This window comes from Mycolicibacter arupensis (assembly GCF_002086515.1).
GTDB lineage: Bacteria > Actinomycetota > Actinomycetes > Mycobacteriales > Mycobacteriaceae > Mycobacterium > Mycobacterium arupense.
Genome location: NZ_MVHH01000011.1, coordinates 66,083 through 86,931 on the forward strand (window position 1 = coordinate 66,083; position 20,849 = coordinate 86,931).

Consider the following 20,849-nt stretch of genomic DNA (forward strand, 5'->3'; position numbering starts at 1 on the left):
GAGCGATTCTGTCCTAGCTCAACCCGGAAACTAGCCGGCGCAACTCCATTGGCGCGCGGTCATGGTGGACAATCAAGTCGGGATACCCCCTGACACGCCGATCGGAAGATTCGTGGCGCGTCACCAGGCGGATGTTATCTCCATCTACTTCTCCGCAAATAGTCACACCAGCTTTGGAGTCGAAAGGTTCACCAAGGACGCAGAACGCGTGTCCTTCGTGCGGGTTTCGAGTCCAGTCGCGCCGACCATCCATCGCGCTTGCAAGTGCGTTGGCGAATTCATCGGCCGAGCAGTGACGATCCTCGGGAGCCAGGTTGAGCGACTTTCGTACGACGGTCGCTACCGACTGAGGGACGTGCGGTGCGAGATCGCGCAGTTCCCGCAATTTCCCCGCCTTAATCAACTTCGCCTGTTCGGCGAGTTCCATCCGTATCGATACGGGATATTCGCCGCTCAAGGCAAAGAACGTGGTCGCCCCGAGCGAGTACACCTCGGATGCAATCGAACATCTACCGCCCGATCCAACTTCCGGAGCTACGGTTTGCCAGGTTCCGTTACTCGGTGCTGTTCCGTCATTGTCCATGATGGCGCAGTAGCCGAGGTCGGAAACGAGCACGTTGTCACCCTCGACGAGCACATTCCCTGGCTTAATGTCACGGTGGAGCATCCCCTCGGCATGGATGCGATCAATACCCGCCGATACATGGCGGATGGTCCTCACGGCCCGTTGGAGACCAAGCCCGATGTTCTTCGCCATCGCCTCTAAGTCGCCGCCCGTTACCAGCGGCGTCACGATGAATCTGATGTCGCTATGGCTGTCGATGTCGGCGTTGAGCACGCCCAGGAGGCAGCGGCTGCTGAGATGCTTCAGTCGACGCGCCTCATCCCATGTGCGAGATGCTTCGCCTGCCACGGGGTCGAGAAGCTTAACAGCAACCAGCGTGTCGAAGTTTTTGTCATGTGCTTCGTATACATGCCCATCACTACCGAGCTTGCGGCGGAACTCGTACCGGTCATTGATCACGGTTCCTGGAGGGAACGTCGGAAGGGGAGTCGGGGACGCCATCGCATAAGGTTACGATTCGGCGATGGCCATCCTCGGTATCTGTGTGGTTCCTAGCGCGGGGGCACCCAAGTTGTACGGTGTTCTCGCCCGAGGCACGTTCGCAGAGCCTGAGATCGTGGATACCTTTGAGGTGCGCACGAATTCAGATCAGCCTGCCGACCAGGCTGTTGACCTGGCAAGGCTCCTCCAGGCGAAACTCCCAGGACTCGAATTCACCGCAGCAGCCATCCGCGTGGCGGGGACAAGGCCGGTCGGGAGTAGGCAAAAGGCGGCGTTTTCCCGTGCCCACGCCGAAGGTGCCGCTCTCTACGTGATCCGCGAGCATCTAAAGTCACCAGTGGTGACAGGTGATCACAAGGCTCTCGCCAAGATGCTAGGTGTGCCGAGTGCCGATCTGGAAATGAAGTCGAAAGAGCTAGCAAAGAGCAAGGCGGACGCCGCGCTCGCCGCACTTAGCCAGCTTCCGAAGTCCTGATACATCGGGACCGCGCAGGATCACCAGATCTTCTACCTCGGGAACGGTCCAAACGTCCGTATTGAAGTGCCATCCCTGCATCAGCGCGTTCAGGACAACCCCAACGAGGATGCCCCCCGTGCCTGAGTCGCGGAGCCTGGTCGCAGCCCGTGCGATCTGCGTCCCGCTAGCAATGTTTACCCCGACGATCACGGTGTCACCAATGCCGTCTGCGCGAATCGTGGGGTCAATGATCATCGCCGCGCCGATCAACCGTTCGGCGTGCGGCGTGGCGGCGTACAAGCCGTATCCGTCGAAATAAGCGCGACGGATCGCCATCAGGTCATCAACGTGACGACGTAGCGTCAGGGGGTCGTCAAGCTCTTCGACGGCGGCACGTCCACCGTTAAGGGCGTTGAGCAGTCCGTTCATGGCGGAGTACTCCTTTGCCTGTTGTCGATGTGTCACATGTGGCTGATGTGACAGTAGTCTCATCTCGGCGCTACGGTCGGAGTTAGGCGTCAACGATGAGCAACCGTAGCAACGGCCACCCACAGTTTTTCGGCAGGGGAATTGCTGGCGTTGCGGTGGGTAGACGTGGAGAACTTGGACGATGACCTGTCGGCTCCCGTGAAAGTCCCAGTGGCGGGAACGTTGATCAGCGGCGGTGCACGGCAAGACTGGACGAAGACCGCATCCGGGTACAGGACGATCCCTCCCGAGTTCGTGCGGCAAGCCCTTTTGCGGCAGCGTGAGCGTGGGCTGCCGTTTGATCTCATCTTCCCGAACCGACTGGGCAAGCCGCGTTCGATGTCCAACGTGAGAACGCACTGGCGTCACATCAGGGGCGATGACTACGCGTGGGTGACCCCGCATAGCTTTCGGCGCACAGTCGCGACGGTGGTGGAGCGCGCCTACGGAACTGAACACGCCGCCAAGCGACTCGGTCACTCTGACCCCGACGTGACTCGCAAGCACTTCGTCGACCGGACGCTGGTGGTGCCCGCCGGGTCAAAGCCAGCCAGGCATTTACGACCTATAAACGACACGTAGGCTCCCGTAATCGCTTCCAGCGTCGGCAAACGCAATGGTCAGAGTGCCCCCGGCAGGATTCGAACCTGCGACACCGGCTTTAGGAGAGCCGTGCTCTATCCCCTGAGCTACGGGGGCGGGGGACGTCTTTGGATACCTGACTAAAACCTAGCCGGTGGGAGCGCGGGGTGGTTTTCGGCGGTGTTCGTGGCGTCCTGGTGTTGTTCCCGGCGAATTAGCTGGTCGTCGGGGAGTAGCGGGTGTGAGTGTAGCGGGCGCGACGATAGCCACGCGACGCGCTGGCGTCCGTGGCCGGCCTGAGTGAGCCTCGCTGTCGTGGTGGCGGCGTTAGGCGGTTCGCTCTTCGGGGTGTCGTCGGCGGTGCAGGTAAGCCGCTATTGCGTTTCGGCCCAAAGCGAATCCGAGCATCACGGTCAACTGGCGAACCGCAGCAAAAGCGATCATCCGCCCGCCATAGAGGGTGCGGTCGAGGGTGTTGTTGAGGCTTTCGCTGTCTTCGCGCCAGCCATAGCAACGGTCGTAGACGCTGCCGCGGTCGTCGGTCTTGACGTGCTGGCGTAGGTGCTCGGCGCGGTTGTAGCCGCAGCTGCGGTCGGCGTCGGTGGTGTCGATACGCGTACGATGCACCGTGCCGCAGGATGGGGTGGCGAACTCGATGTACCAGCGGTGGCTGTCGTCGGCGTTGCCGCGCGGGTAGATCTTGGCCACCGGGCAGGGCTGCATGTGTCTGTCGCCGGCGTCGAGGATCTGGCGTTCGCAGATCCGTCCATCTTCGGTCCACAGGTCATGAACGTCGCCGCACGAGCACTCGAGTCGGGCGAATGCGGTGGGTACGCGGGTGCTGTCGTGCATCGGTGAGAGCACGGTCAACCCGAGCTTCATGGCGCGGTCGATGTGCTTGCCGCGGAACGCTCCGTCGTAGCAGACGCCGTCACACCGTACGTCGGCGTCGGCGACGACGCGGTCGATCATGTCGAGAGCGACACGAGCTTCACCGCCGTAGCCCTTGCCCGCTGGCACGGCGTCGACGTCGAGGATGACCCTGTTGTTGCGGATGGTGTCGGGGCGGGTACTGAGCATGGCGAACTTGGTGCCGTAGCGGAATTCGGTGTCGCTGTCGCCGTTTTGGGCTTCGATGCCGGCGTGCACGTGGCGTCCGCCTTGTTCGGCCCAGTGGTCGGCGGTGGCCTTGCGCACTGGTGCGGCGACAACGGTGCCATCGCCGACGACGTACTGCCCGCGCGCCGGGCTGGTGTGGGACACCCCAGCGTCTGGGTCGAGACAACCGAGTTCGCGCGCGAGCCGCCGCGCGAGCAGGCGAAACGTGTCAAGCAGCTTGTCGGTGTACTCGTCGAGTAGCCGTTGGGCGTAGTTGTGGTGCCAGCGCTGTGGTGGGCGCCGCGGCGCCCTTGGTGGCTGATGTTTGGCGGCCCGGTGGCGGATGGTGCGCCAGTAGGTGGGGTGGGCCATCGCGCGGGCGGCCTTGCTGTGCGAGCCCAGCACCCCGGCTAGGGCCTTGTGCAGCACGTGCACCCATGGGGGGTAGTGCGGACGCCGGCCCGGGGTTCCCGGCTCGTGGACGGGCAGGACCGCGGCGAGTTGATAGATGACCTCGTGGGAGGCGATCGCCTCGATGGTGTCGATCTCCAGCAGCGTGAGATCCATTGGCGTTTCGACCCGGCGCAGCTCGCGTTGCTTGATGCGTTCGGCGCCGTAGGCGCCGGCCTTTTTACGGGACCGGTCTTTGGGGTTCATAACGGGCCCGCCCGGTCATGCCAGTGGTAGCCGATGAGGGCGGCGGTGGTGTCCAGCGAGGGTGAGCCGATGAGACGCGCGGCGTCTTCGATGCGGCCGGTGCGGTCGAACTCGCGGCGCGCCGCGAAGGCGGTCAGCGATGCCGGCCGCACCCCGGAGTCGTCGGATAGCTCGGCGCGGGAGAGGATTTCGCGCACGGTCACGCACACCCGGGCCTGCTTATGTGCGTCGCTTCCGCCGGCGCCGGTGCACAACACCGGCGAGGGTTTGGGGCTGGGTAGCGGGCGGGTGAGGTGGGCGGCGCGCTCGGAAAGCACTCGCATCGACCAGCGGTCCAGCGTCAGTGTGCGGGGGCGATACTTGCTCGAGCCGTGCATCCACACGGTTGCGGCCTGTGGATCCAGATCGGCGGCGGTGATGTGTCCCAGCTCGGAGGTGTGCGCGCCGGCGAGTAGCAACGCCGCGGTCGCGGCGTGCCGAGTCGGGGCGGTGCGTTCGGAAAACAACCGCACCAGCGCGGCCTCATCCTCGGACAGTGGGCGCTGGCAGGACGACTGTCGGGCGGGGACGGCGATGTCGATAGTCGGGTCGTCCAGCGTCAGCCGCAGCCGGCGCGCGGTGCGAAAGAACGCGCGCAGCGCCGCACGGCGGTTGTGCATGGTCGCCACCGCCGCGTCCGATACGACACCGTGGCGGGTACGGCCTTTGGCCGCAACGAATTTCGCGACCAGCGCGTGATCGACTGCGGCGAGGGTGGTGACGTCGTGCACTGCGGCGAATCGGCTGAATCGGCGGATCAGCAGACCGAACTTGTCCAGCGTCTGCGCGGCCAGCACCCCATCGGCGATCCACGCACCGGTCACCGCCTGCACCGCCGCGGCCAGGCTCCCGTCAGCCATGGCCGGCCCCCACTGCAGCGGCAGCAGCAGCTGCACCCCGGGCCTCAGCATGCGGCGCCGCCGTTGATGACAGCTGGATCATCATGGTGACCCCTTCCCAAGTGGTGCGTGTATGCACCATTGGAGCAGAGGGGTCCGACACGTCGGCCTGCGGCGACGGTGGGGCGGGATATCGTGGGCCTGTGTCGCGCAGCAATGGTGACCGCCCACCGAGCGCATACGTCTTGCGGGGGTTCTGGCCGGACGCCGACCTGGACCCCGACGCGCCACCGTCGGCACCTGCCGCGCAGCAGCTCGCGCGTGCATTGCGCGCAGCCATGACCGAGACCGCCACCGGCCAGCGAGCACTCGCGGCGACCAGCGGAGTGGCCCACACCACCATCGGACGGATCCTGGCCGGCACCGTGCTCTGCGACATCGGCTCCCTGGCCCGCCTGGAACAGGCCCTGGGCCGACGGCTGTGGCCCGAACGTGACGACGTGCAAAGCCGCCCCCGCTCCAAGCACCGAGCGACCACCCGAAAGGCGAGTGGCGTCTGACACGTGAGGCAGGTTACAGGGTTGTAGTTCGATTGCAGGCCCGCCGATGCGGTGTGTTGCGCTTGACTCACGTTACAAGTGGCAGAACACTAGGTGTCGCGCGAACATACAGACGCGTCAACAGACCGAGCTAATGGGCGGTGGGCTGACTATGGGTAAGACCAGCAGATCGCTGATCGATTTGATCGACGTCGCCGCGCAACGTTACGGTGGGGCGTCCGGGCGCAGGCTAGCCGAGCTGGCGCAACACGGCGGGCATGACATTTCGCACGCGACGCTGAACCGGCTGCGGCAGGGCACGTATGCCACCCGGCCCTCGGATGCGTCGATTCGGGCGATCGCCTACCTGGCCGACGTGTCGGAGAATACCGCGTTCGCGGCGGCTGGGGTGAGGGCGCCGGGTGCGGTGGGGTATGAGCCGCCGTCTGAGGCCCAGCGCATGAACACCCGCCAGTGCAAGGCGATCGACGAGCTGATTCGGGCATTCATCGCCGACGACACCGGCGCGGTGGCGACCCGCAGCGACCTGACCAACCTCGTCGATGCGCGGCAACGGCTTGGGGCCGCGTTGAGCGCGGTCGACGTTGCTCAGCCCGCGACGGGCCAACTCGTGGCCGCCGCACAGGATGCGATGCGCTGCATCGACGAGACGCTGGACATTTTGAGCAACACCAGCGCGATGCCTCCGTCCTGGCACGGCAAGCCGCCGGAGGAGATGACCGACGCCGAACTGGACGAGGCCGCCGCGGCCGGGGACCCCTGGCCTGCGTACATTCGCACCAGGACGAAGGAGCGGATCGACGTCGACGGGGGGTAGACATGCTTCCGCGCTGCATGGGCGAGCACGGAACACTACCGCCGGGCATCCATCGGGCGACGTTGGACGAGGTACGCTCTCGATTCGTCGATGACGCTGCCGATCACACGCGCGAGCGGCGTGGCTTGATTCTGGATGCGATCCGGATTCACATCACCCTTGTCAGACAGTTGTTCTATCGTCACGAGATCACGATTTGGCTCAGCGGCGGCTTCTGCACCTATAAAGACGACACGCCCGGCGACGGCGATTTCGCCTGTCTGGTGCCAGCTCACGCGTTGGAGCAGGTACACGGTGATGCCGCACTGCCGCTGTGGACTCTCGGCTCGGTCACCGGCACCCTCGGGCACAGTGACCTGGTTGTGCAGACAGACAAGCTGCATTGCATGGGCGGGCTCACCGACGCCCTGGTGGTGAACCGCGACAACCCATATGCCGTTGAGCGGCAACGCCGGTGGTGGTCACGGGTGATCGGCCCCGATGGTGAGATAATCGACAGTGCGACAAAGGGCTTCGTGGAGGTGATCGATCAATGACCGGTCTCGGCCACCTCTCCGGCCTCAGCGACGACGACCTGCTTCGAGCCGCCATCCGCTATGAATACGAGCATTTCCCCGACACCGCGGATTTCGCACTCGGCCAGCTGTATTCGGGCACGGTACAAGGTGATCCGGCCGCAGAACGCGTCTGGGCCGAAGAAACCGCGCCTGAACAAGTCGAGCTCGACCTGCACTTGGAGGGCGCCGGGGTGCGGGGCCATGCCACCCGCGCGGACAAACTCGCAACCTTCGTCGCCGGAGTCAACGACGCCACCAAAGCGATCGTTCGAGAGAGACTTCAACTGAACGCGCTGAATCGAAACCTTCTCATACACGGGCTCGGTCCCGGCTCGGTGCGGGTTGTGCTGCGCGCCGACGCCCCACTTGACGGAGATGCGAAGCATGTACCACTCGGCGGCACAAGCCAATTCGCCTCAAGCCCCGATTCGGAGGCGCTGCGCACAATCGCCCGGCTGTTCACCAACGCTAGCTCCAGTGCCGCCGGAGTCGGCAGCGACGTGCGTGACCTACCGATCAAAGCGCGACGAGGCCTGCTGCGCTCCACATCCGCAATGAGAACAGCTGGATGGGACATCGCCGGACAGATACGCCAGCGCGGCCTCGGATCTACCGAAGTCGCCTTCACCCAGGCCGGAGCCGCGCTGCTTGGCAGCGAACTGAAAAACTACAACTACGACAGCGAACGCGGATGGGCGATCGGCACCATCGACGGTTTCCGCCGCAGCCTCGGCAGCCTATACCTCACCCCGTCAGGCACCAAAACCCCTCTGGCGGTCAACGTCAGCGACCCCGACACCCTCGCCGCCGCCGCGCGGCTGGCCGCCGAGGAGGGAGTGGTCGTGCAGGTGCAGATCGAAACCGTGCGCGCGCTCAGCAGTGAGGAATCGACTCGCATGACAACCAGCCGCAGCCTGCTGCAGATCGAACGTGCCGCCGAATCACTGCCCTACCCCGAATAACCTTGCTGCTGTCGGGCACGCGACGCGGCGGGCGGCCGCTGCCGTTAAACCACATCGAGCGGTTCATGAGGCACATCAGCAAGTCATGGGGCAGCGCAGCCGCATTGGCCGTTACCGCAACCCTGCTCGCGGGATACGGCGGGGGGCCGCCAGGTGATGTCGCCGGTGGCGACAAGCGGCCGACCGGTGAGACGACGCTACGCGTGGTGCCCACGCCGCGCCGAAGCCCGGCTGGAGCAAGACCATCCACGCCTTCGCCGCCACGCCGGAGGGCAGGGGAGTGGCCGTGACCACGTTCTACTACGGCGCCTCGGGTGATCAGCCGCGCGCCGTTGTCGACCGCAAGCCCGCCGACATCGTCAACTTCTCGGTGGAGCCCGGTGTCACCCGACTGGTCAGGGCCGATGAGGTAGCCAAGGACTGGAACGCCGACAACATCAAGAGCATCCCATTCGGATCAAGAGCATCCCATTCGCGGGTGGGCTCTGGGATTTAACGCTTTACGGTGGCTGGCATACCACGCCCGAGGAGTGTGTGGTGGCAGTGAAGCGCTATGACCGCGACTCAGACAGCTCGAATGCGCGGCCGCGAGGACTGTATGTGCGAGGACGAGGTCTGTGAGCTGGAGCAGGTACGCCGTGCTGTCTGGTGTGTCGAGACCGTCTGACACTATCGGGCTTCGGGCCCGTCGGGCATGTGTTCCCCCTCGGGAGTCGACTCAGGTGGTGTGCCGTCTCCAAACGGCCTACCGCCTAACTCTTCCCGGCCGTGCGGCGTGAGCCAGTTTGACAGGTCAGGACCCTTCGGCACGACTTGTGTCGGATTGATATCCGTGTGCACGATGTAGTAGTGCTGCTTGGTCTGCACGAAGTCGATGGTGTCGCCAAAGCCCGGTGTCTGGAACAGATCCCGCGCGTAGGCCCACAGCGTCGGCATCTCTGTGAGTTTCGACCGATTGCATTTGAAGTGGCCGTGATATACGGAGTCAAATCGGGCCAGTGTGGTGAACAGCCGGATGTCTGCCTCGGTGATGGTGTCGCCTACGAGATAGCGTTGGGTCTGTAGGCGCTCAGAAAGCCAATCGAGTGCGCTGAATAATCGGTCGTAGGCTCTGTCGTATGCATCCTGTGAGCTCGCGAACCCGCATTGGTAGACGCCGTCGTTGACCTCGGTGTAGATGCGCTGAGCGACGTCGTCGATCTCGTCGCGCCGTCGCTCGGGATAGAGCTGGGGGGCGCCCTCGCGATGGAAATGGGTCCACTGCGTCGAGAAGTCCACGGTCATTTGGGCGAAGTCGTTGGTGACCACTGCGCCCGTCGGCGCGTCCACGATCGCGGGCACCGTGACTCCCTTCGGATAGTCCGGTATGCGCTTGTTGTATGCGTCGCGTAAGAAATGGATCTTCAGCACTGGGTCGAGGCCACCTGGGTCGAGGTCGAAGGTCCAGCTGCGTGTATCGTGCGTTGGTCCGCAAAAGCCAATAGACAGAACCTTTTCCAGGCCGAGCAGTCGTCGCACAATGATCGTGCGGTTGGCCCACGGACAGGCCCGCGCGACGATCAGGCGGTAGCGGCCTGGTTCGACGGGATAGCCGTCGCGGCCGTCAGCGGTGATGCGGCTGCTGATGTAGTTGGTGTCGCGATTGAATTCGCCGGCCGCGGCGACATAGCTCATGGTTTACTCGTCCTTTTCAAGGGGTTACCCGATCTGGAATCGTGTGGGATTGATGTGGCCGTAGGTTTAGACGAGGGGTGCCGGTCAGGGTTTCGACCTGCAATCGGTTAGCCACCTCCGGCGTCCAAAGAGCGTCTTCGACCGATTGGGTATTAATGCCCATCAACACATCTCACGTTTTTACCTAGAACATTGGTGTAGCTCGCATGCGCTGCGCTCCACGTCGGATCGATCAGTCACCACCGCGTGGGATGAGCAAGTCCTGCCACGCGCGCGGCCGCCCGTCCCGAGCGAGATCGGTCTGCGTGTACTGCTTACCGTCGGGCCCGGTGTACGTGCCGGTTGCGGGGTCATACTGGGCGACCGCGATGGGTGGCGGTGCGGGGGGACCGGCTGGTGGCGGCGTCCCCGGCGGCTGCTGGGGTACCGACTGGCCGGACAGCGTGGCATTCGGGTCGCCCTTCCAGTTGTAGCCGTCGTTGAGAGGCACATAGTCCTCGTCGCTCTCGCACAACTTGACGGTGGGTGCACGCTTGCCTGGGCGTGTGATGCATGGGGCGTTACGCGCACCGCGCACGTCCAACGCCGAGTCTTGCGGCACCCGGCAGTACATGTCGCCCGCCGGCCGTTCGGGATAGTCCACTTCGCTGGGCGAGCGTACCTGTTGAGCGGGGAGGAAACCGGTGGTGCACGGCGGAGGGAGGTTGGCGTTGAGGTTGAACGACAGGAACAGTCCCTTGTAGTCCTGCTTGGTATCGCGGTTGGCGAGTTGGGCCGCCTGGAGCATTTCGATGTCCTTGGGGAACAGGACAAGGATCTGTTCGAGACTGGGTTGGTAGGTGACTGCCACCTGTTCGAGGTTGACGAGGTTGGCCAGGACCACGGGCAGCGTGGGTTTGAGCCGGTCAATCAGCTGGCGTGCTTCGGTTGTTGCGGCAGGCCCTCTGTCCAGCACGCCTTTCAGCGCGGGATCCTGTTCTTGCAGTTGGCGGGTGACCTCAGCGACGTTGGCCGCCCAGGCCCGGATCGAGTCCGAGGAGTTGATCTGACTGTCCAGCACGGGCTTGGATTGATCGATCACGGTGGTCAGCGAGTCGAGGTTTGCGCGCGCATCGGCGGCAAGGGTAGTTGCCCCCTTGACGATGCGCGCCAGTTCTGGCCCTAATCCTCCTATCGCCGTGTAGGACTCGTCGATCACAGTCTTGAGATCGCCGTGGGGGATGGCTTGCAGTCCGGCGTTGGTCTGAGCCAGCAGGGTGTTGATATCGGGGGGCAGCGTTGCGTGGTCGGCAGGTATGACGTCACCGTCCTTGAGCTTGGGGCCGTCGCCGGAGCGGGGGACGAGCTCGATGAACAACTCGCCGACAGCTGTCTGACTGTGCACATTGGCGTCGACGTTGGCGGGAATCTTGGTGTCAGACTTCAATGACAGCACCGCGTCGACTCCGCCGCCGTTGAGCCGAACGTCCTCAACGCGGCCGACTTCAACCCCGCGGTAGGTGACGTTGCCGTCTTTGTACAGCCCCCCAGACGATGGCAGGTTCACCGTCACCTGGTAGTGGCCGATTCCGAACAGCGCCTTGGGCAGGTCGAGGTATCCGATGGCCATCGTGCCTCCGGCGACGACTGCGACGACGGAGAAGACCGACAGTTGGCGTCTGACCAGCTTGCTGAGATACACGGTTACGGTCCCTGGTTGTAGCGGTAGGGCGCCAGTAGGGGGTTACCGGCGCCGTTGGGCGGCGCACTGTTGGTGCACGGACTGGGCAGCTGGCCAATGGTTCGGCCCCACTGCATCTCCAGCCATGTCAGATCGCATTCCCATCTGGTTCCGGTGAAGATGGAGCTGTCGATCCGGCTCAGCGTCAGGTCGACGACCAGACTCACGTTGGCGTAGTCGCCGCGGAACCACTTGGTCAAGGTGGATTTCGGGAACGGGAACGTGGGTATCAGGTCCAACGCATGTGTCAGCGCCGGGCCGGCGTTGGCCAGTGATTCCAGCACCGGCCCAAGGTCTTTGAGTTCCTGGACCAACGGTGCTTTGGTCTTGTTGACCGAATCGGCAGCCAGCGCGCTGAATTTGCCCAACTGGTCGACCGCGTCGATGAGATTCTCCCGTTCTCGATTGACCACCGCCAGGGCGTCGGGGATTGTGTCAAGGCCCTTGTCGAGAACCGGCTTCTGCTCGGCGAATTGGCCCAGCAGGCGGTTGAGACTGTCGCTGGCCGCGATGATGTCGCCGGTTTGATCGTTGACCCGGGTGACGAATGTGTTCAACTGATCCATCAGGCTGCGGAGGTCTCCCTCCCGCCCGGATAACGCGGTGCTCAGCGCGGTGGTGATGTCCTGTACCTTGGCGATACCTCCGCCATTGAGCAGCAACGAGGCGGTCGCCAGTGTCTGCTCGGTCGATGGGTAGGCCTTTCCCGATGACAGCGGTATCAGCGAGCCCTGATGAAGCCTGCCCTCAGGCGCTTCGTCGGTCGGCGGCGCCAGCTCGATGTGCAGCGATCCCAGCAATGCCGTCTGGCCCAGTGTCACTGTCGAATTGGCGGGTAGCGTGACATCGCCGTTGAGCTTCATGGTCACCAGCGCGTGCCAATCCTGGCGCTCGATTTTGGTGACTGTGCCCACCGTGACGTCACCGACGCGCACGCGTGAATTGGGCTGGATGTTGTTCACATCAGGCATCTGCGCCTGGATGGTGTAAGCCCCGGGCCCACCGCCTTCGGTTCCGGGGAGTGGCAGGGAATTCAGCCCTCGCCACCCACAGCCTGCGACCGCGGTGGCCGCCAGGATGCACGTCAGGACAGCGGCCGGTATCCGTCGCCAGCTGCGCATCGTCATGACCCCGTCCCCGCAGGCAGCATCATTCCCGCCAGCCCGGCTGCCGGGTCGGTGGTCTGCGGCGCCGGCCCGCCGACTATGGCCGCCGCATCTGTGGGTGCTGCCTGTTCGGCGGCCAACGGGGGGCCGGGTGGGGCGGGCGGCGCAGCTGGAGCCGGTTGCGGCGGAACGTAATCCGGGCGCATCCAGTCCTCGCTGTAGGAGATCTCGTTCGGGCGTGCCGTGGCGCCGACGAACGGGTTGAAGCCAAGCGGCGGGAAGTTGTACTGGCGGTTTTTCACGATCGGCGCCAGGTACTGCACGCACAGCTTCGCCGACTGTTCGGCACCCAGGCGTGATGCCGCCTGAATGGCGCCGCACAGGAAATTGATGGGGTCGGCGAAGTTGTTGACCGCGGCGATGCCGGTGAGGCTGCCTTGTGCGGGCTGATAGAGGTTGGCGGCGTTGGCCGCCGTCGTCGGCAGGATATGCAGGAGCTGTTTGATGTCGTCCAGGCTCTCGTTCAGAGCAGTCGAAACCGATGCGAGTTTGTCGGAGGTGGTGCCCAGCGCTTCGCGGTTGTCTGCAACGAAACTGCTGACCTTGCCGACCACATCATTGAGGTCTTTGACGGCGCCGGCGACCTCGCCGGGCTCGTCCGCGAGCAGTCCGGTGACCGAAGCGAGGTTTCCGTTGAGGGTCTCGAGCAGTCCGGCGCTGTCCTTCAGCGCGGTCACCAGCGTTGCGATGTTCTTGACGCTGGTGAAGATGTCGCCGCTGTGATCGCCGAGCGCCGAAAGTGCCTGGGACAGTTTGATGACCGCGTCCCGGATCGCTGGGCCCTGACCGCGGAGATTGTCCGCGGCGGTGTGAACCAACGCTCCCAAGGTGCTGCTGCCGCCAGGCTCGGTGGGCTGCAACGCCTGGGTGAGGCGTTCAAGCTGAACGCGGACGTCGTCCCATTCCACCGGAACCGCGGTGCGCTCCTGGGGGATGACCGCGTCGTTCTGCAGGGTGGCGCCGCCGGTGTAGGGCGGGGTGAGTTGGACGGCACGTGCGGTCACCAACGTCGGCGATACGATCACGGCCTTGGCGTCGGCGGGAACCGCGTACTCGCTGTCCAGCCAGAAGCTGATTTTCACCCGGGTGGGTTCTGGCTCGATCTTGTCGATCTTGCCGACGTTGACACCACGGATGCGGACATCGTCACCGGGGAAGATGCCGTTGCTGTTGTCGAAATAGGCAACGACATGCGTGCGATTCGAAGCTCGAATGAATTGCACGACAACGTATCCCCCGACCACGACGAGGACGACCAGCGCCGCCGTCAGCGCTGCCTTGACTCTGCGGTTATTGATCATTGCCCGCCTCACTGGAGGCCGTCGGTTCGCCGGGTGCGGGTACGAACACCGGGCTTGGCGTCGGCGGCGTTGATGCGTTGGGATCGGGTACCTGCTTCGCCGGTGGACCGGGAGGTGGACCGCCAGGCGCAGGCGCGGGTGACGGCTCCCGGTAGGGATAGCAGCCGGGACCAGGTAGCGCAATTGCGGGCGGACCACATGCCTGGTCGCCGGGGTTTCCGGTGATCGCGTCGGGCAGCGTCATCCGCGGTTCGCCAGCCTGCCCGGTGCGCGGGTAGGGCGCCGGAAGAGCCGGGGTTCCCGGCTGACCCGTCTGCGGGTCGGTGCGTTGCGACGGCAGCAGGACGTTGGGGTCCAACCCGAGGTCGGAGAATGCGGAGTCGACAAATGGCTGAATGAATTGGCCTGGAATGAGATTGGCGATGTAGGCCTTGAAGAAGGGCCCCCCGGACAACACCTCGCCGAAACTCATCGCATAGGAGTTCAGTCCCTTGATCGACTGCTGGATCTCAGCTTTTCGGTTGTCCAGCGTCGCCAGTACGCCGTTGAGTTTGTCCAACGCGGGTTTGAGGGTCGCCCCCTCTCCCACCACATCCTCAGCACAAGTGACGAGAAACCCCTCCACCGTCATCACCTGACGAGACGTCCAACACCAGGCCATGTGGGGGGCCGCGCAGTTAGGTCGTTGGAAGTGGCATGACCCTGACGTGCACGTACCGCTGCTTGTCGACAATGACACCCGGTTGTGGGTCTACAGCCCATCCACTCTGACATGCAGTGATCCGGCGGCGATGATCGGCCATTGCGATCAGGCGCAGGGCTCGAATCGATCCTTTTATAACCACTACCGCAGCGCAGGCGGACGCAACGGGCACTTTGACATTGCCCAGGGTGGGCAACACGACTGGAACAGCTGGGCTCCCCAGCTGGCAGCCATGGCCCCCGACATGACCGCTACCATCCGATGACCATCGATCGCAACCGGGCGGCCCAAGTACTCCGGCGCGGACGAACTCCGGCCGCCACTACCGCAGGTGCGCTCGCCACGATTCTCACATGCGCGGCGCCGTCTACGGCACGCGCCGACACCGATAATCCGTGTTCGTTGGCGGCGACGTTCTTGTGCCAGTTCATACCAATCGTTCCGGAACTGGAGGACGACGTGGATCTGACTCAGGAAGAGCCACATATGCCGGTGGTCGTCCCCGGATCGGCGACACCATCGGCATCGCCGATGTGGCTCACGGGTGAGCACACAAGGCAACTGGTGGTAAGGCGGTTGAGGATAGGCGCCATGCACGAAGGGATGTCCGGTGGGTATTGATGTTTCGGTTGAGGGGTTGACGAAGTCGTTTGGGGCCCAGCGAATTTGGGAAGACGTCACGATGGAGATCCCCGCCGGTGAGGTCAGCGTCCTGCTGGGCTCGGGTACCGGTAAATCGGTGTACTTGAAGTCTTTGATCGGTCTGCTGCGCCCCGAGCGCGGCAAGATCATCGTCGACGGCACCAACATCATCGAGTGCTCGGCCAAGGAGCTCTACGACATCCGCACACTGTTCGGCGTCATGTTCCAGGACGGCGCGCTGTTCGGTTCGATGAGCCTGTATGACAACACCGCGTTCCCGTTGCGTGAGCACACCAAGAAGAAGGAAAGCGAGCTCCGCAACATCGTCATGGAGGAGCATGAACCACCAGGATCCTTCCCAACCCGGGGAACTCGATGTCGATCAGATATCTCGAGCCATGGACGCTCGACTTAATGCGTGATCCGTCGACGGTGCGGAATGGAGGAACCGATGGTCGGTTAGGCATGTGCCGACCCCTGGCGAGAACGTTGCGGTCACTGAATCATTCATCACCTCGTCGACCGCGCGGGTCGCGACCATGGGGTCAGCGCTTGGTCTGTTGTTGGACTTGCACTTTCGAAAGTATGGGAAAGTATTATGCCGAAATTCTCCGAGAAGACTGTGATCATCACGGGTGGCGCCGCGGGCATCGGTCTCGCCGCTGCTAAACTATACGCCGCCCAGGGGGCCAACGTTCTTATCACCGGCCGCCGACAGGACAGACTCGACGACATCGCACGCGATGACCGAGCCATCGTGGGGCTCGTCGCCGATGCTGGCGATGCTGACGACGTTTATCGGACCATCGATTTCGCGATGGCGCGGTGGGGGCGCCTAGACGTCATCGTGAACAACGCCGGAGCGGGCGTCCTCGCCGCGCTCGCCGACGTTTCGATCGAAGCAATATTCAACACATTCCGAATCAACGTGATCGGCCCTACTCTCATGGCTAAGGCGGCCCTTCCGCATCTGGCCCGATCACACGGCAGCATCATCAATGTGTCCAGTACATACGGGTCGAAACCTGCTGCTGGCTTGTCTCACTATGCGGCAAGTAAAGCCGCGGTCGAGCATCTCACGCGCTGCTGGGCGCTTGAACTGGCCTCCACAGGCATCCGGGTGAATGCGATCGCATCGGGGCCTGTCGAAACGGCATTTCTAAAGGAAAGGATGGGACTCAGCGAGGACGCGATAAAGGAAGTCAAAGCCCTGGAGACGGCAACCATTCCGCTGGGGCGGCGCGGCGTCCCCGACGACGTCGCAGCCTGGATCATCAAGCTGACCGATCCCGGTTCGGACTGGGTCACCGGTCAAGTTCTCGCCGTGGACGGCGGCCTCGCCGTCACATAGCTCCTCGTCACGGCTCCTTTTCGTACTCCACTATTGATTAAACCTTTGCACCCGAGTCCTATGACCGCGGCCCTGGCACGGCGAGTCGGTCGCGCTCGCTTCGAACAGCACAACACCTTCGAAGACTTCGACTTCACCCTCAGCCCCAAGCTGCCCGCCGCGATGCTCGATCTCCGCTGGGAGCTTACAGGTCACCGGGTTGGCAGTGTGCCCGGCGCGGCGCGGACGTCGTTGATGTAGTCGCCGAGTGTGAGCTCGAGTGGGCCGGGCTGTTGGAAGCCGTCTTTGAGTGCTTGGGCGATGATCGATGCGGCGGCGGGGCGCGCAAAGGCCCCGATGAGTGTGTCCATTTCGGAGAGCAGGGTCGCGTCGGCAGGTAGTGACGCGTTGTTCACGAACCGTTTGATGTCGGCGAGGGCGAGCAGGTCGAAGCGTGACACCCGATGTGCGAATGCGTCGACGAATGCGTCGAATTCGGCATCGGGGATGGCCCTGTTGACGTATCCGTAGCGCTCGGCCAGCTCACCGGTGAAATCGTGGCCGCCGAGGAGGATCTCCAGGGCCCGTCCGCGGCCGACTATCGTGGGTAGCCGGCTGGATGGACCACCGCCTGGGATGGCGGCGAAGCCGACTTCGAATTGTCCGAGGATCGCCCGTTCGCGGCTGGCGAAGCGGATGTCGGTGGCCAGCGCTAGCTCGCTGCCGGCGGCACGCGCTCGGCCGCGGATGGCGCTGATCGTCACGGCTGGCAATTTGCTGATCCGGATCAGCAGATTGGTCCAGTGATGAAACGGCGAGGGCGCGGTGGGCAGCGCCGTGAGTGGTGAGGGGTCGGCTGCGACGTCAACGTGGTTAAGGAAGAAGTCGGGGTTGGCGCTTTCGAACACGATGACGGCAACGTGGTGGTCTTGTTCGATTTCGGTGAGGAGTTGGTGAAGTTCGACGACCATCAGCGGGTCGACGAGGTTGATGGGCGGGTTGTCGAACGTGACCCGCCACAGTGCAGGGGTGGTGCGTGTGACGCTGAAGCGTGGCGAAGTGTCGGCTTGGGTGCTCATCGCGTTTCCTTGGGGTTGTGGGTGAAGTCCTGCGCGCCCGGTGGGCGTTGTTGATGGCGATCACTGTTGGCGTGCGGTGGCGAGTATTTCGTCCACCGTCCATTGGTCGTAGGCGTGGCTGCCGTACTTGGCGGCGAGGATTCGTCCATCGGGCCCGATGAGCAGATCGGCGGGCAGTCCGAGGTTGCCGTTGGTCGGTGAGGCGGGCAGTGGTGAGCGGCGTTTGGCGATCGCGGTCTTGATGGCGTGCCAGTATCCGCCGGGCAGCGCGCGCCAGGCCGCGAGTCTGAGGGCTTTTGTCGAGGCTTCCACCCCGAATCGGCGGTAGAGATCCTTGTCGGGGTCGCCGACCACCGCAAAGGGCATATCGTCTTGGTATTTGCGCAGCTCGGCGGCGGTGGAGTGGAACACCACCACTTCGCGGATGCCTGCGGTGTTGATCTCCTCGATTCGTCCGCTGATCGAGCGCAGGTGCAGATTGCATACCGGGCAGCCTGCGAAACGCCGGAACTGCAGGTGCGTTAGCGCGCCCGTGGGGTCGGGAATCTGTACGGGTTCGTCGTTGAGTCCCCTAAGCAGCAGGGTGGGGAACTGCTCGCCGACAGTGACGCGCTTGGATCGTGCTGGGGCCGTGCGGGCCATGATGATCTCCTTCTACTGATGGGCCGATGGTCAGGTCGGGCGAGCAGATGCCCACCGTCGACGATCAATTCGGTGCCGGCGGGCGTTCACTCGCCTCGTCGGCTCGTAGTGTGCCGGGCGGGGAGTTCGTTGGGGGGCCGGAGGGTCCACGCCCGCGTCGTCGTCGTCGACCACGTTCGGACCCGGCCCCTTTCCGCTAGGGCCACACCGCACTTCGATGTGTCTTGCCCCGATGTGTTGCTTTGGTTGCGGTGCTCATCCGGCTTCCGTTGGGTTGTGGGTGAAGTCCAGCGTGTGCTGGTTGGCGTTGTCGATCGCGATGACAAAGCACACGCGTCCGGGGCCGCGGCTCGGGAAGGCGGCGCCGGTGTATTTGATTGAGATCGGGTCCATGTAGTGGCAGGCGGCGTCGTCGCGGACTGCGATGACCCTGCCCTGCAGGGCGGCCATCCGGTAGGGGTTGTCGAACGCGGTGATCGACAGGCCGACGCGAGGGTCGCGGCGCATGTCCTTGGCCTTCGGGGCCTTGGCATGGGTGCAGATCAGGACGTTGTCGTCCTCGCGCGCGACCCACACCACCCAATTGCGGGGATGACCGCCGGCCGAAACTGTGGACAGGTGCGCGTAATTCGGTCCGTCAATAAGCACCCGGATGCTGGCCGGGATCGGGCTCGACATCCTCACCGCCCGCGCCGCTTGGCCGGGGAAGAGGCGGCGGGCACCAGGCGGCTCGGCTGCATGTGTTCCGTCGGGCTGGTCTGGCGGCACGGCAGCGGCCTGCAGCGGTGTGCGGCGTTGCTCATCGCGCGTCGGGGTGCTCGGACAGGTACCGGACGAAACCGATGACGTCGTCGGCAACCAGCCGCCCGATGGCCCCGCTCGAGTACACCGCGAGCCGCACCGTCCCATCAGGTGCCAGCACGAAGCCCGTCGATTGCAGATAACGGGGATGGTCGTTGACGTAGGCACCCGTCGCCGCAGCGATCGCGTCGGCGTCGGCGCTATGGCCAACCGGGAAACGCAGCTTGTGCTTGGCGACCAGCGCAGCCGAGGTCTGCTCATCATCCACCGACAAGGCGATCACCTTGACGTTGAGTTCACTGAGCGTGTCGAGCGCGCGGGAGAACCCGGCCAGCTGGGCATTGCAGTATGGGCACCACGACCCGCGGTAGATCAAGATGACGCCGTAGGACCCGGCGAGATCGCCGGGCAGGGAGATCGTGGCGCCGCCGACGGCGGGAACCTCGATCCGGGGAAACAGCTGACCATAATCGAGTCGGGACATCGGCATCCTTCCGAGGGGTTGGGTGGACTACTCGGTCCATCATGATGACATAGGAGTGGACTGGCAAGTCCAGTGTCGGTAGGCTGCGGTCATGGTGTCAACGGAGGGCCCTGCTGGTTCGCGGCTGACGGCTCGCGGCGCGGCGACTAGAGCCCGCATCGTCGCGGCGGCGGCGTCGCTGGTGCAGGAGCACGGGGTGGCCGGAACCAGCCTGGACGATGTCATGGCCGTCACCGCCACCAGCAAGTCGCAGCTGTATCACTACTTCGCCAACAAGGACGCGCTCATTCGCGAGGTGATCACCATCCAGCTCGGCCGCGTGATCGCCGCCCAGGAGCCCGACCTTCGCGAGGTCTCGTCGTGGGAGGGTCTGCAGCGCTGGTGTGATCACCTCGTTGCCATGACCCGCGCGAGGCAGGGTGTCGGCGGCTGCCCCCTTGGCTCGCTGGTCGGTGAACTCGCTGAGCGATCCGAGACTGCGCGACACGTGCTCGCGCAGTGCTTTGCCGAATGGGAATCGTATCTGTCCGCGGGCTTTGTGGCCATGCGCGACAACGGCGAACTGGCCGCCGAGGCCGACCCGGCCGAGCTCGCGTTGACAATGATGAGCGCGCTGCAAGGCGGTCTGCTGATGGCGCAGACCATGCGCAGCGCCCGCCCCGTCGAACTCGCCCTGAACATGGCGCTCGGGCACGTCAGTGCTTACCGGCGCAACCCATAGGCGCGACGGCGCTGATCAGCCAGCAGCCTGCGACTCAGTCGACGTCAGCTCGCCGGCAGGGCGGCCCCACCCGAGAGGCTGGTTCGGATCGGCAGCGACGCCACGGCCAACCCGACGCTGTTGTGCCGCGACCGTCTTGGATGGATAGGTGCGGCTCAACGGGCTGAGATCGCGAGGATGCGTTCGGCGTTGGCGTGGGCGATCTTTGCCCGGTCACCGGCACTGAGCGTTGTTCGCTGCAGCCGGGCGACGGCCTCTTGCGAGGACTCATACGGGTAGTCCACGGAAAACATGACAGCATCGGCGCCCACCTCCAGCACCGCCCCGGTCAGGGTCGCCGGCGAGAACACCCCGCTGGTGGTGAACACGATGTTGGTGCCGATGTAGGCCGATGGTGGTTGCTTGAGCGGTGTGCCGGGTTGGATGGTGCGGACACGCGAGTCGAGCCTGCTGCGCTGCAACGGCAAGAACGCGCCCATGTGGC

General features: G+C 64.2%; 22 protein-coding genes, 1 tRNA gene and 5 pseudogenes. 13 read left to right on the top strand and 15 right to left on the bottom strand.

Features of this window, described 5'->3' with window-relative positions; genetic code table 11:
• Window positions 1–13: 13 nt before the first annotated feature.
• Window positions 14–1,066 (bottom strand): serine/threonine-protein kinase, encoded by a 1,053-nt coding sequence (locus BST15_RS07775; protein ID WP_083070890.1) that lies wholly within the window; start codon window positions 1,064–1,066, stop codon window positions 14–16.
• Window positions 1,067–1,088: 22 nt separating this feature from the next.
• Between BST15_RS07775 and BST15_RS21715 the strand changes: the two genes are divergently transcribed.
• Window positions 1,089–1,541, top strand: a complete 453-nt coding sequence (locus tag BST15_RS21715; RefSeq protein ID WP_131701173.1) for a hypothetical protein — start codon at window positions 1,089–1,091, stop codon at window positions 1,539–1,541.
• Here BST15_RS21715 and BST15_RS07780 read toward each other — a convergent pair.
• Window positions 1,482–1,952 carry a hypothetical protein gene (locus BST15_RS07780; RefSeq protein WP_046188118.1) on the bottom strand — a complete coding sequence of 157 codons (471 nt, stop codon included), beginning with the start codon at window positions 1,950–1,952 and terminating at the stop codon, window positions 1,482–1,484. The genes BST15_RS21715 and BST15_RS07780 overlap by 60 nt on opposite strands.
• Window positions 1,953–2,246: 294 nt before the next feature.
• Here BST15_RS07780 and BST15_RS23235 point away from each other — a divergent pair, with 294 nt between their 5' ends.
• The gene (locus tag BST15_RS23235; RefSeq protein ID WP_420093280.1) at window positions 2,247–2,573 is read left to right on the top strand and encodes a tyrosine-type recombinase/integrase; all 327 of its coding nucleotides are present in this window, start codon (window positions 2,247–2,249) and stop codon (window positions 2,571–2,573) included.
• Window positions 2,574–2,617: 44 nt separating this feature from the next.
• Here BST15_RS23235 and BST15_RS07790 read toward each other — a convergent pair.
• The 3 genes from BST15_RS07790 to BST15_RS07805 form a co-directional block, all read right to left on the bottom strand.
• A tRNA-Arg gene (locus BST15_RS07790) sits at window positions 2,618–2,690 on the bottom strand.
• 210 nt (window positions 2,691–2,900) lie between these two features.
• A complete protein-coding gene (locus BST15_RS22580) occupies window positions 2,901–4,328 on the bottom strand; it encodes a hypothetical protein (RefSeq protein WP_023363492.1) in 1,428 nt (475 codons plus the stop codon).
• On the bottom strand, window positions 4,325–5,278 hold the full coding sequence (locus BST15_RS07805) for a site-specific integrase (protein WP_225332378.1): 954 nt from the start codon (window positions 5,276–5,278) through the stop codon (window positions 4,325–4,327). The genes BST15_RS22580 and BST15_RS07805 overlap by 4 nt, the downstream gene beginning before the upstream one ends.
• Window positions 5,279–5,409: 131 nt before the next feature.
• On the opposite strand from BST15_RS07805, the gene BST15_RS07810 reads away from it, so the two are divergent.
• From BST15_RS07810 to BST15_RS23240, 6 genes and pseudogenes are all read left to right on the top strand, one after another.
• A complete protein-coding gene (locus tag BST15_RS07810) occupies window positions 5,410–5,766 on the top strand; it encodes a helix-turn-helix domain-containing protein (protein WP_023363488.1) in 357 nt (118 codons plus the stop codon).
• Between the two features lie 151 nt (window positions 5,767–5,917).
• Complete coding sequence (locus tag BST15_RS22585; RefSeq protein WP_023363487.1) at window positions 5,918–6,583, top strand: hypothetical protein; 666 nt, start codon at window positions 5,918–5,920, stop codon at window positions 6,581–6,583.
• Between the two features lie 17 nt (window positions 6,584–6,600).
• Window positions 6,601–7,119 carry a DUF6932 family protein gene (locus BST15_RS07820; protein WP_023363485.1) on the top strand — a complete coding sequence of 173 codons (519 nt, stop codon included), beginning with the start codon at window positions 6,601–6,603 and terminating at the stop codon, window positions 7,117–7,119.
• Window positions 7,116–8,102 carry a hypothetical protein gene (locus BST15_RS07825; protein WP_023363483.1) on the top strand — a complete coding sequence of 329 codons (987 nt, stop codon included), beginning with the start codon at window positions 7,116–7,118 and terminating at the stop codon, window positions 8,100–8,102. Before BST15_RS07820 ends, BST15_RS07825 begins: the two co-directional genes overlap by 4 nt.
• 65 nt (window positions 8,103–8,167) lie before the next feature.
• Window positions 8,168–8,571 (top strand): annotated as a pseudogene (locus tag BST15_RS07830) (sulfate ABC transporter substrate-binding protein); the annotation flags it as partial.
• Window positions 8,568–8,723: a deazapurine DNA modification protein DpdA family protein gene (locus BST15_RS23240; RefSeq protein WP_418887908.1), complete on the top strand. Its 156-nt coding sequence runs from the start codon at window positions 8,568–8,570 to the stop codon at window positions 8,721–8,723. The pseudogene BST15_RS07830 and the gene BST15_RS23240, both read left to right, overlap by 4 nt.
• 48 nt (window positions 8,724–8,771) lie before the next feature.
• Here BST15_RS23240 and BST15_RS07835 read toward each other — a convergent pair whose 3' ends face one another.
• The 5 genes and pseudogenes from BST15_RS07835 to BST15_RS07855 form a co-directional block, all read right to left on the bottom strand.
• Complete coding sequence (locus BST15_RS07835; protein ID WP_023363479.1) at window positions 8,772–9,776, bottom strand: glutathione S-transferase family protein; 1,005 nt, start codon at window positions 9,774–9,776, stop codon at window positions 8,772–8,774.
• Between the two features lie 232 nt (window positions 9,777–10,008).
• Window positions 10,009–11,457: an MCE family protein gene (locus BST15_RS07840; RefSeq protein WP_023363477.1), complete on the bottom strand. Its 1,449-nt coding sequence runs from the start codon at window positions 11,455–11,457 to the stop codon at window positions 10,009–10,011.
• 2 nt (window positions 11,458–11,459) lie between these two features.
• Window positions 11,460–12,617 carry a virulence factor Mce family protein gene (locus BST15_RS07845; protein WP_079457956.1) on the bottom strand — a complete coding sequence of 386 codons (1,158 nt, stop codon included), beginning with the start codon at window positions 12,615–12,617 and terminating at the stop codon, window positions 11,460–11,462.
• 2 nt (window positions 12,618–12,619) lie between these two features.
• Window positions 12,620–13,963, bottom strand: a complete 1,344-nt coding sequence (locus BST15_RS07850) for an MCE family protein (protein ID WP_023363473.1) — start codon at window positions 13,961–13,963, stop codon at window positions 12,620–12,622.
• Window positions 13,953–14,537, bottom strand: a pseudogene (locus tag BST15_RS07855) (mammalian cell entry protein); the annotation flags it as partial. The pseudogene BST15_RS07855 and the gene BST15_RS07850, both read right to left, overlap by 11 nt.
• Window positions 14,538–14,607: 70 nt before the next feature.
• On the opposite strand from BST15_RS07855, the pseudogene BST15_RS07860 reads away from it, so the two are divergent.
• From BST15_RS07860 to BST15_RS23310, 4 genes and pseudogenes are all read left to right on the top strand, one after another.
• A pseudogene (locus tag BST15_RS07860) lies at window positions 14,608–14,931 on the top strand (alpha/beta hydrolase-fold protein); the annotation flags it as partial.
• Window positions 14,932–15,276: 345 nt separating this feature from the next.
• Window positions 15,277–15,660 (top strand): annotated as a pseudogene (locus BST15_RS07865) (ATP-binding cassette domain-containing protein); the annotation flags it as partial.
• 246 nt (window positions 15,661–15,906) lie between these two features.
• Entirely contained in the window at window positions 15,907–16,659 is a 753-nt protein-coding gene (locus BST15_RS07870) for an SDR family NAD(P)-dependent oxidoreductase (RefSeq protein WP_023363468.1), read from the top strand.
• A 63-nt stretch (window positions 16,660–16,722) separates the two neighbouring features.
• Window positions 16,723–16,860 (top strand): annotated as a pseudogene (locus BST15_RS23310) (ATP-binding protein); the annotation flags it as partial.
• On the opposite strand, the gene BST15_RS07880 reads toward BST15_RS23310, so the two are convergent.
• The 4 genes from BST15_RS07880 to BST15_RS07895 all read right to left on the bottom strand — a co-directional run bounded on the left by BST15_RS07880 (window position 16,851) and on the right by BST15_RS07895 (window position 19,644).
• A complete protein-coding gene (locus BST15_RS07880; protein ID WP_023363464.1) occupies window positions 16,851–17,717 on the bottom strand; it encodes an enoyl-CoA hydratase/isomerase family protein in 867 nt (288 codons plus the stop codon). The pseudogene BST15_RS23310 and the gene BST15_RS07880 sit on opposite strands and share 10 nt — an antisense overlap.
• 60 nt (window positions 17,718–17,777) lie before the next feature.
• Complete coding sequence (locus tag BST15_RS07885) at window positions 17,778–18,359, bottom strand: peroxiredoxin-like family protein (RefSeq protein ID WP_023363462.1); 582 nt, start codon at window positions 18,357–18,359, stop codon at window positions 17,778–17,780.
• Window positions 18,360–18,614: 255 nt separating this feature from the next.
• Window positions 18,615–19,037 carry a pyridoxamine 5'-phosphate oxidase family protein gene (locus tag BST15_RS22065; RefSeq protein ID WP_023363460.1) on the bottom strand — a complete coding sequence of 141 codons (423 nt, stop codon included), beginning with the start codon at window positions 19,035–19,037 and terminating at the stop codon, window positions 18,615–18,617.
• Window positions 19,038–19,158: 121 nt separating this feature from the next.
• On the bottom strand, window positions 19,159–19,644 hold the full coding sequence (locus tag BST15_RS07895) for a peroxiredoxin family protein (RefSeq protein WP_033718792.1): 486 nt from the start codon (window positions 19,642–19,644) through the stop codon (window positions 19,159–19,161).
• Window positions 19,645–19,735: 91 nt separating this feature from the next.
• Between BST15_RS07895 and BST15_RS07900 the strand changes: the two genes are divergently transcribed.
• Window positions 19,736–20,365 carry a TetR/AcrR family transcriptional regulator gene (locus BST15_RS07900; protein ID WP_023363456.1) on the top strand — a complete coding sequence of 210 codons (630 nt, stop codon included), beginning with the start codon at window positions 19,736–19,738 and terminating at the stop codon, window positions 20,363–20,365.
• Window positions 20,366–20,520: 155 nt separating this feature from the next.
• Here the strand turns inward: BST15_RS07900 and BST15_RS23025 are convergent, their stop codons facing one another.
• Window positions 20,521–20,844, bottom strand: coding sequence for an amidohydrolase family protein (locus BST15_RS23025; protein ID WP_023363454.1), 324 nt, complete (start codon window positions 20,842–20,844; stop codon window positions 20,521–20,523).
• Window positions 20,845–20,849 lie beyond the last annotated feature (5 nt).

Coding starts and splice junctions, on each gene's coding strand:
- BST15_RS07775 (WP_083070890.1), bottom strand. CDS start 1,066: ATGGCGTCCCCGACTCCCCTTCCGACGTTCCCTCCAGGAACCGTGATC.
- BST15_RS21715 (WP_131701173.1), top strand. CDS start 1,089: ATGGCCATCCTCGGTATCTGTGTGGTTCCTAGCGCGGGGGCACCCAAG.
- BST15_RS07780 (WP_046188118.1), bottom strand. CDS start 1,952: ATGAACGGACTGCTCAACGCCCTTAACGGTGGACGTGCCGCCGTCGAA.
- BST15_RS22580 (WP_023363492.1), bottom strand. CDS start 4,328: ATGAACCCCAAAGACCGGTCCCGTAAAAAGGCCGGCGCCTACGGCGCC.
- BST15_RS07805 (WP_225332378.1), bottom strand. CDS start 5,278: ATGCTGAGGCCCGGGGTGCAGCTGCTGCTGCCGCTGCAGTGGGGGCCG.
- BST15_RS22585 (WP_023363487.1), top strand. CDS start 5,918: ATGGGTAAGACCAGCAGATCGCTGATCGATTTGATCGACGTCGCCGCG.
- BST15_RS07820 (WP_023363485.1), top strand. CDS start 6,601: ATGGGCGAGCACGGAACACTACCGCCGGGCATCCATCGGGCGACGTTG.
- BST15_RS07825 (WP_023363483.1), top strand. CDS start 7,116: ATGACCGGTCTCGGCCACCTCTCCGGCCTCAGCGACGACGACCTGCTT.
- BST15_RS07835 (WP_023363479.1), bottom strand. CDS start 9,776: ATGAGCTATGTCGCCGCGGCCGGCGAATTCAATCGCGACACCAACTAC.
- BST15_RS07845 (WP_079457956.1), bottom strand. CDS start 12,617: ATGCGCAGCTGGCGACGGATACCGGCCGCTGTCCTGACGTGCATCCTG.
- BST15_RS07850 (WP_023363473.1), bottom strand. CDS start 13,963: ATGATCAATAACCGCAGAGTCAAGGCAGCGCTGACGGCGGCGCTGGTC.
- BST15_RS07870 (WP_023363468.1), top strand. CDS start 15,907: ATGCCGAAATTCTCCGAGAAGACTGTGATCATCACGGGTGGCGCCGCG.
- BST15_RS07880 (WP_023363464.1), bottom strand. CDS start 17,717: ATGAGCACCCAAGCCGACACTTCGCCACGCTTCAGCGTCACACGCACC.
- BST15_RS07885 (WP_023363462.1), bottom strand. CDS start 18,359: ATGGCCCGCACGGCCCCAGCACGATCCAAGCGCGTCACTGTCGGCGAG.
- BST15_RS22065 (WP_023363460.1), bottom strand. CDS start 19,037: ATGTCGAGCCCGATCCCGGCCAGCATCCGGGTGCTTATTGACGGACCG.
- BST15_RS07895 (WP_033718792.1), bottom strand. CDS start 19,644: ATGTCCCGACTCGATTATGGTCAGCTGTTTCCCCGGATCGAGGTTCCC.
- BST15_RS07900 (WP_023363456.1), top strand. CDS start 19,736: ATGGTGTCAACGGAGGGCCCTGCTGGTTCGCGGCTGACGGCTCGCGGC.
- BST15_RS23025 (WP_023363454.1), bottom strand. CDS start 20,844: ATGGGCGCGTTCTTGCCGTTGCAGCGCAGCAGGCTCGACTCGCGTGTC.